14 protein-coding genes are annotated in these 16,402 nt (G+C 58.3%); 11 read left to right on the top strand and 3 right to left on the bottom strand.

Going from position 1 to position 16,402, the window contains the following annotated elements; translation table 11 throughout:
- Nucleotides 1–639: 639 nt before the first annotated feature.
- Nucleotides 640–1,089, bottom strand: coding sequence for an Lrp/AsnC family transcriptional regulator (locus tag FIL88_RS05325; protein WP_142852747.1), 450 nt, complete (start codon nucleotides 1,087–1,089; stop codon nucleotides 640–642).
- A gap of 96 nt (nucleotides 1,090–1,185) precedes the next feature.
- Between FIL88_RS05325 and FIL88_RS05320 the strand changes: the two genes are divergently transcribed.
- From FIL88_RS05320 to FIL88_RS05290, 8 genes are all read left to right on the top strand, one after another.
- Entirely contained in the window at nucleotides 1,186–2,343 is a 1,158-nt protein-coding gene (locus tag FIL88_RS05320; RefSeq protein WP_142852746.1) for an amidohydrolase, read from the top strand.
- Between the two features lie 2 nt (nucleotides 2,344–2,345).
- A complete protein-coding gene (locus tag FIL88_RS05315; protein ID WP_142852745.1) occupies nucleotides 2,346–3,539 on the top strand; it encodes a diaminopropionate ammonia-lyase in 1,194 nt (397 codons plus the stop codon).
- Nucleotides 3,532–4,725, top strand: coding sequence for a M24 family metallopeptidase (locus FIL88_RS05310; protein WP_142852744.1), 1,194 nt, complete (start codon nucleotides 3,532–3,534; stop codon nucleotides 4,723–4,725). The genes FIL88_RS05315 and FIL88_RS05310 overlap by 8 nt, the downstream gene beginning before the upstream one ends.
- Before the next feature lie 7 nt (nucleotides 4,726–4,732).
- Nucleotides 4,733–5,503: a maleate cis-trans isomerase family protein gene (locus tag FIL88_RS05305; RefSeq protein WP_246066615.1), complete on the top strand. Its 771-nt coding sequence runs from the start codon at nucleotides 4,733–4,735 to the stop codon at nucleotides 5,501–5,503.
- 119 nt (nucleotides 5,504–5,622) lie between these two features.
- Nucleotides 5,623–7,431, top strand: a complete 1,809-nt coding sequence (locus FIL88_RS05300) for an autotransporter assembly complex protein TamA (protein WP_246066614.1) — start codon at nucleotides 5,623–5,625, stop codon at nucleotides 7,429–7,431.
- Complete coding sequence (locus tag FIL88_RS05295) at nucleotides 7,431–11,216, top strand: translocation/assembly module TamB domain-containing protein (protein WP_142852743.1); 3,786 nt, start codon at nucleotides 7,431–7,433, stop codon at nucleotides 11,214–11,216. Before FIL88_RS05300 ends, FIL88_RS05295 begins: the two co-directional genes overlap by 1 nt.
- A 247-nt stretch (nucleotides 11,217–11,463) precedes the next feature.
- Nucleotides 11,464–11,613, top strand: a complete 150-nt coding sequence (locus FIL88_RS16630) for a hypothetical protein (protein ID WP_185960845.1) — start codon at nucleotides 11,464–11,466, stop codon at nucleotides 11,611–11,613.
- A 54-nt stretch (nucleotides 11,614–11,667) separates the two neighbouring features.
- On the top strand, nucleotides 11,668–12,003 hold the full coding sequence (locus FIL88_RS05290) for a TfoX/Sxy family DNA transformation protein (RefSeq protein WP_142852742.1): 336 nt from the start codon (nucleotides 11,668–11,670) through the stop codon (nucleotides 12,001–12,003).
- Nucleotides 12,004–12,142: 139 nt separating this feature from the next.
- Here the strand turns inward: FIL88_RS05290 and ndk are convergent, their stop codons facing one another.
- Entirely contained in the window at nucleotides 12,143–12,565 is a 423-nt protein-coding gene (gene ndk / locus FIL88_RS05285) for a nucleoside-diphosphate kinase (protein WP_142852741.1), read from the bottom strand.
- Between the two features lie 132 nt (nucleotides 12,566–12,697).
- Between ndk and FIL88_RS05280 the strand changes: the two genes are divergently transcribed.
- The 3 genes from FIL88_RS05280 to FIL88_RS05270 all read left to right on the top strand — a co-directional run bounded on the left by FIL88_RS05280 (nucleotide 12,698) and on the right by FIL88_RS05270 (nucleotide 15,826).
- A complete protein-coding gene (locus FIL88_RS05280) occupies nucleotides 12,698–14,554 on the top strand; it encodes an ABC-F family ATP-binding cassette domain-containing protein (protein WP_142852740.1) in 1,857 nt (618 codons plus the stop codon).
- 2 nt (nucleotides 14,555–14,556) lie between these two features.
- A complete protein-coding gene (locus FIL88_RS05275) occupies nucleotides 14,557–15,177 on the top strand; it encodes a MarC family protein (RefSeq protein ID WP_142852739.1) in 621 nt (206 codons plus the stop codon).
- A gap of 64 nt (nucleotides 15,178–15,241) precedes the next feature.
- A complete protein-coding gene (locus FIL88_RS05270) occupies nucleotides 15,242–15,826 on the top strand; it encodes a retropepsin-like aspartic protease family protein (protein WP_142852738.1) in 585 nt (194 codons plus the stop codon).
- A gap of 49 nt (nucleotides 15,827–15,875) precedes the next feature.
- Here the strand turns inward: FIL88_RS05270 and FIL88_RS05265 are convergent, their stop codons facing one another.
- A complete protein-coding gene (locus tag FIL88_RS05265; RefSeq protein WP_246066613.1) occupies nucleotides 15,876–16,400 on the bottom strand; it encodes a DNA polymerase III subunit chi in 525 nt (174 codons plus the stop codon).
- Nucleotides 16,401–16,402: the final 2 nt, after the last annotated feature.

Raw genomic sequence — 16,402 nt, 5'->3', positions numbered from 1 at the left:
CGGGCGGGTTTTTTTGTTGCACAAAGCTTTGCACAAAAGCTTGCACAGAACTTCTGACCCATTGCCCGGCACCTCCTATTCTTAAGAGGTGCATTTGACCATTTCATTACCCCACCTCAAACTTTGAAAAACCGGTTTTTACTGGCGCAGGCGCGTTCCTGCCCGCGATCAAGCCGGTCCACACATGCATTTTCTGTTTTTCCCCGCGAACCCACGTCCCCCGCGTGTCCGCAGAGCGTGCCCGTCGACTGATGATAATCAGAGAGCTCCACTTTAACGCGGAGACAGATATGCATCCCGAGATCACGACACCCCATTTAACTGGACAACCGAGCTGGGCCATCCCATGGAGGGCACTATTGGCATCACCTGCCCCGAAACTGACGACGCCCCACGCTCCCAACGCGCTGCAGGCAGTGCTCGCCACCCACACGAGCAAGCAAAACACCTGCTACCATTCGCGACTTTTGCTAAGCTGATGAAAGCATCAAAGGTTGCCTTGTCTGAACCACTCTGCCGCGAGTTTCAGGACCCGCCATTGCCACATTAGATCGCCGCCATAATGTCACGGGACATTTTGAGGTGCACGCCAGTCGCAGGGAAGGCAGGATACATCGTCAAACCAGTACAAGAACCGCGCTAAAGCACATCCAAAGACGTCTTCACCCGGTCCATTACGATCGAGGTTTTGAAACGGCTGATATTGGAGGCCTCAAAGAAATGCTCCTGCGTGAAAGCTTCATATTCCTTGATGTCACGCATGGATAGTATCAGCAGGAAATCCGCCTCGCCGGTCGTGTAATAGCACTGCTGAACCGACGGCGTATTGCGCATCTTCTTCTTGAAAGCATCCAGTTTCTGCCGGTTCTCTCGCTCTAAAATGACTTCAACAATCACAGTGAGTTCCCGATCCAACTTGGACGGAGAAAGCACTGCGATTTCACGTTCGATCACGCCAGTCTCTTTCAGCTTTTTCAGGCGCTTTTGAACCGCCGCCGGGGACAGGCCCACCTGTTCGCCAAGGGTATCTGCGGTTAGGCGCGCGTTCGATTGCACCAAGCTGAGGATTTGAAGGTCTTTGTCGTCCATGGTCCGAAAATCATATCATCTGATCCGATATACAAGAATTTTCAGAAAGCCTTTGAAAAATTTCGACGATCAACATGCCTGGAAGCTCGCTATGATATGCAGACGAAACAGGAGAACTACGTGGATCACTTGGTTGAATTGCGGCGACAGTTTCATCGCCACCCCGAGCTTGGCTTTAAAGAAGACGCAACCAAAGCCATGGTTGCCCAGCATCTTCGCGATATGGGGATTGAAGTGCATGAAGGTGTTGGCGTCATCGGCATATTGCGCAAAGGCACAGGAAATCGCGCCATCGGCTTGCGGGCAGATATGGACGCGCTTCCGATCCTTGAAACCTCGGATCACGATTACCCGTCGGACACCCCTGGCGTGATGCATGCCTGCGGGCATGACGGACATATGACCATGTTGCTGGGCGCGGCTGAAACGCTGGTAAATGACGCGGATTTTGACGGCACTGTGGTGTTCATCTTCCAACCGAATGAAGAACATGGGCTTGGTGCTCAGGCCATGATCAACGATGGCACCCTGACACGTTTCCCAATCGACGAGGTCTATGCCATTCACAATCTGCCGGGTGCGCCGGTGGGTCAGGTGTCGACCCGGCCCGGCCTTATCTGTAGCAGCGAAAGCCTGTTTGAAATATCCGTTCAAGGTCAGGGGGGCCATGCCTCGATGCCGCAGGTTGGGGTGGATGCGATCACCGTCGGAGCCGAACTTGTGCAAGCCCTGCAGACCATCGTGTCGCGCAAACTTCCCCCCGGTGCGGGGGCTGTGGTCTCGGTGACCGAGTTCGTGACAGACGGACAGCGCAATGTGTTGCCGGGGCGTGCCGTATTGAAAGGAGATGTGCGCGCCCGCACGCCGGATGACCGTCACGCGATCGAGCGTTTCATGCGCCAGATCACCGATGGAGTAGCCGCGGCCCATGGGGTTACTGCGACCGTCGGTTTCCAAACCGAGTTCATCGAAACCATAAATGCAGACATTCCAACACAAGCCGTCTGCCGCGCTGCGCAAGAGGCAGGATGTGACGTTATCCCGGATCGCCAACCAATGAGCTTTTCGGAAGATTTCGCTCATTTCTCTGCCGCCGTTCCGGGCTGCTTTTTGCTGCTTGGAAATGGCACCGAGGGCGCGCATGGCCAGCCCTTGCACGCCTCGGATTATGACTTTAACGACGCGCTTTTGCCCATTGGGGCCGCGTTCTGGACACAGCTCGTGCAGGATCGCCTGCCCGCCCGAAAGGACTGATCATGAAAGATATTTTCAATACGGCCACCTTGTGCCACACGGCAGGAAACCCAACCGCTGCGAAAGCTGCGTTTCGTGTTTTGTCCGAACAAGACTTCGCAAATGCCTGCGACGAGATCATGGCCTGGGATGGATACACGCCAACCCCATTGGTGTCGCTTGACGGATTGGCCGACCAGCTGGGCGTTGCCCGGATCGACTATAAACACGAAGGGGCCCGTTTTGGGCTGGGCAGCTTCAAAGCACTGGGGGGATCCTATGCCGCCCTGCGCGTGTTACAACGCCAGTTAACTACGCAGCTGGGCCGTGATGCCAGCTTGGAAGAGATCCGCAGCGGCGAACACCGCGAGGCCTGCGCAAAGATCACCTTAGTGTCGGCCACCGATGGCAATCACGGGCGATCCTTGGCGTGGGGCTGTCAGCGGTTCGGCGCACCCTGCCGCATCTATATCCACGCCGAGGTCAGCGAAGGCCGCGCCGAGGCGATGCGCAATTTGGGTGCCGACGTGATCCGCATCGACGGCGACTATGACGCATCGGTCATCTTGGCCAAAACCGAGGCCGAAGAAAACGGCTGGTTCGTGGTTTCGGACACATCATGGGACGGCTATACCGAACCGCCCCGCGATGTGATGGCGGGCTATGGCGTCATGACTCGCGAGGTTTGCGAGACACTGGAACAGCCGCCCACACATGTTTTCCTGCAAGGCGGCGTGGGCGGGCTGGCAGCCTCGGTCGCAGCAGGCCTGCGACAGTATTACAAAGATATTTCGCCTCGTGTGGTGATCGTTGAACCAGAACTGGCGGCCTGTTTGTTCGACAGCGCGAAATCCGGCAAGCCCACAACGTTCGAGATCGCCGAAGAAACCATCATGGCGGGTCTGTCTTGCGGAGAGCCTTCCGAAATGGCGTGGAGCATCCTGACGGAAGAGGCCGCAGATTTCCTGACCATTCCCGACAGCATAGTCGCCCCGACAGTGCGTCTGCTGGCAAATGGCGAAACCGGAGATCACGTGGTCGAGGCAGGTGAAAGCGCGGTGGCGGGATTGGCAGCGCTGATCGCTGCACGGCAGGATCCGGCACTGTCTGACACGCTTGGTCTGGATGCAAATTCACGTGTTTTGCTGATTGGTTCCGAAGGTGTCACCGATCCGGCCATTTTCGAAGCCATCATGGCTGGTGCTGATCATGTCTAATGTGCAGCCTCCCCTTGGTGCGCCAAACGCGCCGATACGCGGGTTTCCAGCCAGCGAGTTCGCCTTGCGCACCCAAAAGCTGCAAGCCCTTATGGCGCAGCACGCGCTGGACGGGCTGTTGCTTTTGACCGAACCGGAAATTCGCTATTTCAGCGGTTTCCATACGCTGTTTTGGCAAAGCCCCACGCGACCGTGGTTCTTGTTCGTCCCGGCAGCTGGCAAACCCATCGCGATCATCCCGGAAATCGGAGCCGAGCTGATGCACCAGACGTGGATTGACGACATCCGCACCTGGAGCGCGCCCGCCCCGTCCGATGATGGGATCAGCTTGCTGACCGAGCTTTTGGCCCCTGTCGCCGACACAGGCGGACGGTTGGGCATGCTGAAGGGGCACGAGACCCATCTTCGCATGCCATTGGGCGACTATGAACGATTGATGGCCGCCCTGCCCGGCTTGAAGGTTACGGACGCAACACCGTTGATCCGCGCCCTGCGCATGGTGAAATCCGAGGCCGAAATCGAAAAACTGACCCATATCTGCTCTATCGGGTCCCGCACATTCGACGAAGTACCGAAACTTGCCCGCGAGGGGCTGGCATTCGAAGATCTGTTCCGGCTGTTCCGACGCGAGGCGCTGTATCAGGGCGCAGATGACGTGCCCTATCTGGTCGGCGGCGCGGATCAGGGGGGGTATCACGATGTGATCTCGCCGCCCTCGCCCCGACCGTTGCAACGCGGGGATATCTTCATGCTGGACACCGGTGCCACGTGGGATGGGTATTACTGCGACTTTGACCGGAACTGGGCCGTTGGACGCGCCGACGATGCCTCGCGCCGGGCCTATGATGTTCTGTGGCGCGCAACAGAAGCCGGCATTGCTGCTGCACGCCCCGGCACCACCTGTCGCGAACTGTTTCACGCCATGCAGGCCGTGATCGCAGAACTTGATGATCAGGGCGGAGATGTCGGGCGATTGGGGCACGGGTTGGGCATGCAGCTGACCGAATGGCCATCCCACGCCGCGTTTGACGACACGGTGATCGAGGAAAACATGGTCCTGACACTGGAACCCTCGCTTTCTTATGGGGATGGGCGCATCATGGTTCATGAAGAAAACATCGTTGTGCGGGCAGACGGCGCAAAGCTGTTGACGAAGCGCGCGCCTGTGGATCTGCCGGTGATATGAGGCACTTATGCTGAAACTTGAGTTTGACACAGATGACGGCATCGGGACCCGCGCCAATTTGGGCATGATCGTTTTGGAAACAGACGAGACGCTCGAGGCCGAGTTTGCCCGAATGGCGGATATCGACGGCGTTGCGCGCTATCACAGCCGCATCCCCATGGTGACCGAGATCCGCCCGGATACGCTGGCGATGATGCTGAAGGACCTGCCCGCCTCGACCCGTCTATTGCCGTCATCGTTGGATTTTGATGTGATCGGATATGGCTGCACGTCGGCCTCGACCGTGATCGGGTCCGACAAAGTGGCCGCTGCCATTCAAAGCGTGCGCCCAAACGTGAAAGTGACCGACCCCTTGGCCGCGCTGATTGCGGCTGCACGTGCCCTAGGCGTGACAAACCTTGGCTTCATCACACCTTACATCCCCGACGTTTCGCAGCGGATGCGGGACAAGCTGGAAGAGGCGGGGTTTCACATTTCTGCTGGTGGATCGTTCGAGGAAAGCGATGACCGCGTGGTTGCGCGAATTTCCGAACAAGCCATTCAAAACGCCGCCCGACACGTTGCCAATGCCGCCCCCAAAGCCACACCGTGCGACGCATTGGTCATATCCTGCACAAATCTGCGGTGCCTGAACATCATCCCGCAGCTAGAGGCCGAGCTGGGGATCCCTGTTCTGTCCAGCAACACCGCACTTGTCTGGCACATGCTAAGGCTTGCAGGCGTGTCAGATCGGCGACCTCAGATCTGCCGGTTGTTCGATGTGGAACTTGCAGATTAAGCCCGTGTAGGGTGCAAGGCGAAATCCTGCCGACCCGGCAATTCCTGTGGAGCTTTCCCCCCCGACGGGCTAGGCTTTCTTCATTGGGGAATGTTGTGCTGCTCGCAAGGAACTTTAGTTTGAAAAAGTTAAGTGTCGCGCCGGTATGGCGCCACGTGTGTGTGCCCGCTGCTTTGGCCGTGTTTGGGCAAGCTGCGCTGGCGTTGGACGAAGTCGAGATCACCGTACTGGGCGCTGACAGCGATCTTGAAAGCGCAATCAACGCAGCTTCTTTGGTGCAAACTGCCAAAGCGGACGACGAAACCGATCCCCGTGATGTCATGGCCGCCGCCTTGGCAGAATATGGCCGCCTGACCGAGGTGCTCTATGCCAACGGGTACTATGGCGGCGTGGTACGGGTCTTGGTCGACGGGCGCGAAGCCGGGCGCATTCCGGTGTTCCACCTGCCCGCACGTATCAACAAGATCGCCGTCACGGTCGACCCGGGACACCCCTTTACCTTTGGCACTGCACGTGTGGCCCCACTGGCGCAGGGTACCGTGTTGCCCAAGGGGTTTCGCAGTGGCGAGCGCGCCGAAAGCACGCAAATCCAGGCCGCCGCCGACGCAGCCCATCTGTCGTGGCGCCAAGCCGGACACCCCAAGGCCACTCTGACGGGGCAACGCGTCACCGCCGATCACACCCGCAAGACCTTGTCCGCTGATCTACGATTTTCACCCGGCCCCAAAGCCCGTTTTGGCACAATGACCCAAACGTCTGACAGCACCATCAGATCTGATCGCATCGCGCGAATTGCTGGCTTTCCGACGGGAACCGTGTATTCGCCCGAAGCGCTGGATAAGGTCGCCAACCGGCTGCGCCGTACGGGCGCGTTTTCGTCCGTCGCCCTGACCGAGGCCGAGGTTCTAAACCCCGACAACACGCTGGATGTCGATTTGGCGCTGGCCGATGAAAAGCCGCGCCGCTTTGGGTTCGGGGCCGAGCTTTCGTCCCTTGAAGGGATCGGCCTATCCGGTTTCTGGATGCACCGCAATTTTCTGGGCGGTGCCGAAAGGTTCCGCGTCGAGGGCGAGGTCACCGGGATCGGGGGGCAAAGCGGCGGCATCGATTACCGCCTTGGCGCGCGACTGGAACAACCCGCCACCTTTGGACCTGACACCACGGCTTTTGGCTTTGTGAATGCGGCCTACGAGGACGAACCGGCCTATATCTCGCGCAACGTCAATTTGGGTGTCGGCATGACGCGTATATTCTCAGATACGTTGACGGGCGAAATCGGTGTTGGCGTTCATTACTCGGACACGACAGATGTCTTTGGAAACCGAGAGTTTTTCCACCTGACTTTACCCGTGGGCCTGACCTGGGATCGACGCAATGACATGTTGGATGCCACAGACGGCACCTATGTCCGGGCTGAAATCACACCGTTTTTGTCCTTGAACGATGGTGGAAGCGGCGCGCGCGGCTTTGTCGATGCCCGCGCCTATCGTGGGCTGGGAGCAGGCGACCGCTTTGTGCTGGCAGGGCGTGTGCACGCGGGCACAGTCTATTCCGACAGTGTACAGGACATCCCGCCGGAATACCTGTTCTTCTCGGGCGGCGGAAATTCCGTGCGCGGGCAACCGTATCAATCTTTGGGCATTCCTGTCGGAACAGACGGGCTGCGCGGTGGGCGATCGTATTTGGCCGTATCGACCGAGCTGCGCGCGACCATCACCGACACAATCGGCGTCGTGGCATTCGCAGATGCCGGGCATATCAGTGATGACAGCCTGTTTGCAGGGAACGGAGACTGGCACGCAGGCGCGGGGTTGGGACTGCGCTATAAAACACCCATCGGGCCGCTGCGGTTGGATGTGGCCGGACCGGTTTCCGGCGACACAGGTGACGGAGTTCAGATCTATCTTGGGATTGGGCAGGCGTTTTGATGTTTCACCGTATCTTACCGGTCCTGATCACGCTGATCATCTTGCCATTCATGGCGATGGGGCAAAGCAACGACGCCTCGGCCGTCGATGACCGTGGCTATATCCAGGCACTTCTGGAAGACAACCTGTCCGACACCGGGCGCGAGATCAAAATTATTGGGTTTCAGGGTGCGCTCAGTTCGCAAGCAACGGTGGACGAGATCACCATCGCCGATAGCGAGGGCATCTGGCTGTCGATGCGCGGCCTGACGCTGTCTTGGACACGCAGCGCGTTGCTGACTGGAAACGTGAAAATCGACGCACTGGAAGCCGATGAGATTTCGTTATTACGCCAGCCTATCCCCGACCCCGGCCTTCCGTCACCCGAAGCGTCTGGGTTTGCTTTGCCCGAACTTCCGGTATCTCTGAACATCGGATCGATCCGCGCAGGCCGGGTAAACTTGGGCGAAGACATCTTGGGTGCGGCCGCCGCAATTTCGCTTCAAGGTTCTGCATCGCTGGAGTCAGGTGCTGGGCATATCGACTTCGACGTCACCCGTCTGGATGGCCCAACGGGCGCACTTGAATTGGCGGGCAGCTATGACAACACGACCCGTATCTTGTCACTGGCACTGGCATTGGACGAAGCTGAAAACGGGCTTGCGGCATCCATTCTGAACATCCCTGACCGCCCTGCCCTTGGCCTAAGCGTCAAAGGTGATGGCCCCCTCGCTGATTTCAAAGCGCAGATCGCATTGGCGACGGATGGACAGGAACGACTAAGCGGCAGTGTCACAGTGCTTGAAACTCTGGCTGCGTCGGAACAGGCCGGTGACACCAAACCCGACCGGCAATTCGCGGTGGACCTGTCCGGCGACCTAACCCCACTTGTGCATTCTGACTATCACGGCTTCTTTGGCGATGCTGTTAATCTGACGGCGCGTGCGGCACAGGCGGCGAATGGCGCGACACGGATCGAGACGCTGTCGTTGACATCGGCGTCCCTGTCGCTGACCGGTGACATGACCCTTGCCCCCGGTGGCTGGCCCGAACGCTTGGCTTTGAATGGACAGATCGCATCGCCCGATGGCAGTCCCGTGCGCTTGCCAATGTCCGGCCCGCCTACTCTGGTGTCTTCGGTCGATTTGAACCTGGCCTATGACGCGCAAACCGGAGATCTGTGGACCGCTAGCGCCAACCTGTCGAACCTGACCCAAGACGCTCTGCGCCTTGACGCCGCGCGTCTGACCGGTTCGGGCCAATTGGTCCAAGGCAACGCGGAAACGGACCCCGTCATCAATGGCGCACTCCAAGTCGACCTACGCTCCATTGATCCCGGCAGTCCCGAACTGGCCGCTGCCATTGGATCAGACCTAAGCGGCACATTGCGCTTTGACTGGTTGGACGACACAATCCTGGCGATCTCGGGGCTTAATCTGGCTGGGGCTGACTATGACCTGACCGGTGCACTGACCTTATCTGACTTTGCCGAAGGCGTGGTTTTGCGCAGCGAAGAGTTGCGTTTGACCGCACACGACCTGTCACGTTTCTCGGGCGTCGCAGGCGCGCCACTTTCGGGGCGTGTTGGGCTGGACGTCAGCGGAGAAACCAACCTTCTAGGCGGTGCGTTTAACATCGCGCTGAATGGGCGCGGCGCAGATCTGGGCGTGAACCAACCGCAACTGGACGCACTGGTCGGGGGACAAAGCAGCTTGGATGTCCAGGCCGTGCGCGATGCCGACGGCACGCGTGTTTCGGTGTTCAAACTTGAAACCGACAAAGCGCGGCTGGACGGTTCTGCCGACCTGAAAACCCAAGGATCCACCGCTGCCCTCACGTTAAACTTGCCAAATTCTGGCGCTGTTGATCCCAAATTGACCGGGCCTGCACAGCTGTCTGCAATCCTGACACAAGCGGGTGCGAACTGGCAGGTGAATAAAAGCTTTACCGGCCCCGGCAATGCAGAACTTACAGCATCATCTCTGCTGGGATTTGTGGATGGAGTGTTGGACCAGATCGACATATCCGCACAGGGCAAGATTGCCCAACTCGCCCCTTATAGCGGGCAGGCGCAGCGTCGCTTGTCCGGTGGGTTAACCTTCGAAGCCACCGGCAATATGCGCCCTGACACTGGCAGCTTCTCGGTCTCTCTCGATGGCACGACACAGTCATTGGGCACCGGCAAATCACAAGTAGATGCCATCCTGCGCGGCACGACCACCCTGTCCTTGAAAGCGGGTCGAGACGGTGATGCCCCCATTTTGCTGGATCGGCTCAACCTGCGCAATGAAGCGCTGACGTTAACTGCCGAGGGCCAGCCTTCGGATGATGGCACGCGCGTTACCTTCCAGTCTCGCCTATCAAATCTTGGCCTTCTGGCCGACGGAATCACAGGCCCGGCGCAAGCACAGGGAAGCGCCGAGCTGGCCGCAGATACGTGGCGTATCAGCGTGGATGGCACCGGCCCTGCAGGCGTGAACGGACGTGTAAACGGCACTATCAGCACTGATGGCGCACGCGCCGATTTGACCATGTCAGGCACGGCTCCACTGGCATTGGCCAACCCAGCAATCCGCCCACGTCTGGCCACAGGTACCGCAAGCTATGACCTTGCCCTGCGCGGACCGCTGGATCTGTCGTCATTGACAGGCTCAATCGCCACTCAAAACGCACGTCTCGCGCTGCCACGGCTTCGGCAATCCATCGATATTGACAGCGGACAGGTCAATTTGGACAACGGCACAGCGAACGTGAACATTCAAAGCTCGATCCCCGCGGGTGGGCGCATTTCAACCAGCGGATCAATTGGCCTGACCGCCCCCATGCAGGCGGATCTGTCACTTTTCCTGAACCAACTTCGCCTGACGGACGGAGCACTGTTTGAAACCACAATAGATGGCACAGCCAACCTGCGCGGCCCACTGCAAGGCGGAGCCACATTGCGGGCCGCCCTAACCCTAGGGCGCACCGAACTGCGCATTCCAGAAACCGCACCCGGCACCTTGCCGGTGATGGAGGGGCTCGAACATGTGGGTGAACCTACGGCCGTGCGCCAGACCCGGAAATTTGCAGGCCTGATCGTCGCCCCCAGCACCACCGCCCCTGCACGTCCCTATCCCCTGGACATCACCCTGAATGCACCCGGTCAGATTTTCGTCCGTGGGCGTGGGTTGGATGCTGAGCTGGGCGGATCTTTGCGTGTCACAGGCACCAGCGCCAACGTTATCCCACAAGGCGAATTCAACCTAATTCGGGGTCGTCTGGACATGCTGGGTAAGCGCCTGACCCTGACCGAAGGCGACGTCAGCCTGCAAGGTGATTTCAACGCCTACCTGCGCTTTCTGGCAACGGCCAAAGCGGAAGATACCGATATCAGGATTGGCGTGACTGGCCCGGCCTCGGCCCCCGAAATCAGCTTCACCTCGTCGCCTGAACTGCCCGAGGACGAAGTGCTTGCGCGGCTTTTGTTTGGCAAGGATATCACGCAGATCTCAGCCATACAGGCCCTGCGGCTGGCCGCAGCCGTCCGCACCTTGGCCGGTAAGGGTGGCGAAGGCGTGTTGGGGCGCCTGCGCGGAGAATTCGCCCTGGATGACTTGGATGTAACCACGGATGAAACGGGGGCTGCTTCTGTCCGAGCAGGCAAGTACATCTCGGAAAACATCTATACTGACGTGACTGTCGGCGCCGAGGGCAAGGCCGAAGTTAATCTGAACCTGACGCTAACCCCGTCGCTGACCGCACGCGGCACTTTGGGCTCGGATGGCAACACAGGTGTCGGCGTGTATTTCGAACGGGACTATTGATCCGCAATATCCCTTGTTTTCCGTAATTTAGCGACACGCCACAGGACCAGATCAGTTCTGCTCAAAGGAATTCCGTGCTGCACCCGTTGTCGCCGCGACGCCACACCTTTCCACTTTGGAAACAATTTGTGTTCAATTTTTTACGAATATTGCGCAACAATATGTTAATATGAGAAAGCCGAAAGGCTCCTGTGGGGAATTTTTGCGTCTATTTTGACGCGTTTTGGATGAGTAATGGAGCAAGGATATGGCTGGGGAAAAGACCGAAGAAAAGCATAAACCACCGTCTGGCGGCACGCGTTACGTGCATGTCAAGGCACCGCCCAAGCGGGATCGCACCCGCACGGACGAGCCGAAAGAGCCGACGGTTCTATTTACCGATTGGGCCAGCATTTAAGATTTGGGCTTGAGACGGGTTTAAGAATTTTATTGTTCCGATTAACCTCGGCGCATGAGCGACCCTGTATCATCCATTCGAAATCTTGGCGAAGCCTCCGACGCGGTCTATGCCCGCGCAGGCATCCATACCGCCGAAGAGCTGCGCACCCTTGGCCCGGACGAGGCCTATCGCCGCCTTCTGGCCACCGGCTCGCGCGCGCATTTCATCGCCTACTACGCCATGGTCATGGGCTTGCAGGGCCGTCCGTGGAATGACTGCAAAGGCAAAGAAAAAGACGCCCTGCGTGCGCGGTTTGATGCGTTGAAGGCCGAAGCCGCAACCAACAAGCCCCCCGAAGACAAGATGAAAGCCATTCTGGACGAGATTGGCATTCGCCAATCCTCATAGCTTTCGGTGGCTCACATCGTGAGCCTGAGGGGCGCGGCCCCTCGGCCTGCGGCCTCACCCCGGGATAGTTTCGGACCCAAGATATGAAAAAGCCGCCCGAGTTACCCCGCGCGGCCTTTCGACAATCTGATAAATCGGCTTAGCCAACCAGTTCCAGACCCGAGAAGAAGAATGCGATTTCTTCTGCTGCGGTTTCCGGGGCGTCCGAACCGTGGACCGAGTTTTCGCCGATCGACAGGGCGAACTCTTTACGGATGGTGCCTTCGGCAGCTTCAGCCGGGTTGGTTGCGCCCATAACTTCGCGGTTTTTCGCGATGGCGTCTTCACCTTCCAGAACCTGAACAACGATCGGCTCGGAGATCATGAACTCACACAGTTCGCCAAAGAACGGACGCTCAGAGTGGACGCCATAGAACTTCTGGGCTTGTGCCAGAGTCAGTTGAATGCGCTTGGACGCGACGATGCGCAGGCCTGCTTCTTCGAACTTGGCGGCGATTTGGCCGGTCAGGTTGCGCTTGGTTGCGTCGGGTTTGATGATCGAGAATGTGCGTTGAATGGCCATGATGGTCCTCTTTGCGTTTGTGGCACCAAGACCCCTGCCCCGATGCGCGTGTGATTTGCGCCCCCGTAGCATGGGATCAGCATTTTGAAAAGCGGCGATTGACGGGCTGGCGCATGTCAGGCACATGGGGTCATGCTTAAAATCTCAGACATCACATATTCCATCTCTGGTCGCACCTTGGTCGAAAACGCGAGCGTGACCATTCCGGCAGGTCACAAAGTGGGCCTTGTGGGGCGCAATGGCTCGGGCAAAACGACGCTGTTCAAGGTCATCCGCGGCGAGATGGTGTTGGACACGGGCACGGTTTCACTGCCCAAAGGCTGGAAGATCGGCGGTGTCAGCCAAGAAGTGCCGGGCAACGAAGTGTCACTGATCGACACGGTCTTGCGCGCGGACACGGAACGCGAAGCTTTGATGGCCGAGGCCGAGACCGCCACAGACCCGACCCGGATCGCCGAAGTCCAAACGAGATTGTCTGATATCGACGCGTGGTCGGCCGAGGCGCGGGCCGCGTCAATCCTGAAAGGTCTTGGGTTTACGCATGAAGAGCAGCAAATGCCCTGTTCGGCCTTTTCGGGCGGCTGGCGGATGCGCGTGGCGTTGGCGGCGGTGCTGTTTTCCGAACCTGACCTTCTGCTGCTGGACGAACCGACCAACTATCTGGATTTGGAAGGCGCATTGTGGCTTGAGGCCTATCTGGTCAAATATCCCCACACTGTATTGATCGTTTCGCACGACCGCGAGCTTTTGAACCGCTCGGTCGGGGGTATTCTGCACCTCGAAGACAAGGGGCTGATTTATTACACTGGCACCTATGACATGTTCGCCAAGCAGCGCGCCCAAAAGCGTGCTTTGCAGGCATCTGCGGCCAAGAAACAAGATGCGCAACGGGCGCATTTGCAAGCTTTTGTGGATCGCTTCAAAGCCAAAGCATCAAAGGCGAAACAGGCGCAATCGCGCGTAAAAGCGTTGGAGCGGATGGAAACCATCCGTGCGCCCGAAGATGCCGCGCGCACCGTCTTCACCTTCCCCAAACCAGAAGAGCTGTCGCCCCCCATCATCGCCACGGAAAAGGCAGCTGTGGGCTATGGCGAAACTGTCGTTCTGCGCAATCTGAACCTGCGCATTGACCAAGACGACCGCATCGCTCTTTTGGGGCGCAATGGCGAAGGGAAATCCACGCTCTCCAAATTGTTGTCGGGTCGGCTGGATCTGATGGACGGCAAAATGGTGTCCTCAAGCAAGTTGCGTATCGGGTTCTTTGCGCAGCATCAGGTCGACGAGCTGTATGTCGACGAAACACCCCTGCAACACTTGATGCGCGAGCGTGCGTCGGAAGGGCAAGCCAAGCTTCGCGCACGTTTGGCGGGGTTCGGTCTGGGGCCGGATCAGGCGGACACAGAAGTTGGGCGCCTGTCCGGCGGCCAAAAGGCGCGTCTGTCGCTGTTGTTGGCCACTCTGCCCGCCCCGCATCTGTTGATCCTCGATGAACCGACCAACCACTTAGACATTGAGAGCCGCGAAGCGCTGGTCGAAGCGCTGACCGCTTACAGCGGTGCGGTTATTCTGGTCAGCCACGACATGCATTTGTTGTCGATGGTCGCAGATCGCCTGTGGCTTGTGAAGGACGGCCATGTCGCTCCGTATGAGGAAGACCTGCAGGCCTATCGTAAGTTGCTGTTGGCGCCCGATACGGCCAAGAAGACAGACAAGAAAGCGGCCACAAAGCCCAAACCAAAACGCCCAAGCCGTGATCAGGTGTTGGCCCTGCGCGCCGAGGTGCGCAAATGCGAAGCCCGCATGGCGAAGATCGAAGAAATGCGCGACAAGCTGGCCACGAAACTTGCCAATCCCGAGCTGTATGAAGATGGGCGTGCCGGTGATCTGGGGGTCTGGCAAAAGAAATATGCCGAAGTGATGGAGGCTATGGACAAGGCCGAGGATCTTTGGATGTCCGCGCAAGATAAACTTGAAAAGGCAGAGGCTTAGGCATGGATCTTGATCTATTCGTCCCGTCCTTTGTGACCCTGTTTGTCGTGATGGACCCGATCGGGATTTCGCCCCTGTTCATGGCGCTGACCCAGGGGATGAGTGCAGCCAAACGCCGTGCCGTCGCGATACGCGCCTGCATCATTGCGGGCGTACTTCTGACACTCTTTGCCTTCCTTGGTGAAGGGGTGTTGAATTTCCTTGGCATTTCGATGCCGGCCTTCCGCATCGCTGGTGGGATCTTGCTGCTGCTAACGGCTTTGGACATGTTATTTGAACGGCGCACGCAGCGCCGTAAGGACCAGTCGGAAGAGACAGAAAGCGATGACGACCCTTCCGTTTTCCCGTTGGCCATGCCCTTGATCGCGGGACCGGGGTCCATTGCCACGGTGATCTTGCTGGCGGGCCAAGGGGACGGTTTGGCGGGCGTCGGATTGGCGCTGGTCGTCATGTCCCTTGTACTGATCATTGCCTTTGTTCTGTTCAACGCAGCCCCCCTTCTTGAGCGCCTATTGCGCGAAACTGGTATCAAAGTGGTGACCCGGCTTCTGGGCATGCTGCTGGCCGCGCTGGCGGTTCAGTTTGTGCTGGAAGGCTTGCGCGATTTCGGGCTGATGGGGTGATTTAGGTTCTGACGCGTCACGCTGACCCGGTGACATTGCGCGCCAGTGTGCCTATATCGAAACCATGACCGGAGACGATATCGCCAGACTTGCTTATCTTGCCCTGCTTTTGACGGCAGTGGGGGGGTATTTCGTGGCCGAGAGCCGCGCCAATCTTGGGCAGAATTTGCGCTATGCACTGATTTGGGCGCTGATCTTCATTGGTGTTTTAGCAGGCGTCGGGCTTTGGAACGATATCCGCGACGACATCTCTCCGCGGCAAAGCCTTGTACAAGATACCGGCCAGATCGTATTGCCGCGTGCCCTTGATGGTCATTTCTACGCGACTTTGAAGATGAACGGGCAACCTGTTGATTTCATTGTCGATACCGGGGCCAGCAACATCGTTTTGACCAAAGAAGACGCCGCCCGCGTCGGGGTGGAAATGAACGCCCTACGCTTCTATGGCCGCGCGATGAGCGCAAACGGAGAGGTCCGTACAGCCCCGGCCCGCATCGCAAATGTCCAGCTTATGGGCGTGCATGATTACGGAGTCGAGGTCTGGGTAAACGAAGGCGAGATGCCGCGCTCGCTTCTGGGTAATGACTATCTTCAACGTTTCGAAAAGATCGAGATCAACCGTAACAAGTTGATCCTGACGCGCAACTAACGCGCGCCAGTTCCACGTTTTTGGTATCTGGGCCAAGCGACGCACAGGATCAGGCATCTTCAGGCGCGGTGCTGGCCTTCATTTCCCAACGTCCGCTTTCCTGGCTCCAGTATTTTGCAGTAACGCCCGCGGTTTTGGCGGCCATCCACTGGGTCCGCGCATGCGCAACCGCGTCGGGGTCATTGCCATCAAAGACAACAAATACACGGGTATGGCCGCGCATGTCTTCCGCAGAAATCTCGGCCCCATCAATGACCATCAGCGCCTCGGCGTCATTGGGATTATCCGTCGCGTTGGTCAATAAGATAGGTTGAAGGGCGTCTTGTGGGCCACCCGCCTGCCCATGCGGCAAAAAACTGTCTTCAGGGAACAGCCACAGCCGTTCATCTAGCCAGTTCAACCGCGCTGCATTCGGCCCACGAACACACACACGCCATCCGGCCTGAAGGCTTCGCTCAAGCAGCATGGGCAGTGCGGCTTCCAGCGGAGACCGGGTCAGATGGTAAAAGAAGACTTCGCCTTGCGACGCGTCGTCCTTTCCCTCTTTCATTCCGGTTTCCGCTGTATCCGTCATGT

It is taken from the genome of Aliiroseovarius halocynthiae, from assembly GCF_007004645.1.
Classification (GTDB): domain Bacteria; phylum Pseudomonadota; class Alphaproteobacteria; order Rhodobacterales; family Rhodobacteraceae; genus Aliiroseovarius; species Aliiroseovarius halocynthiae.
Note: the sequence above shows the minus strand (reverse complement) of the source record. Positions and strands in the feature narration are given on the sequence as shown.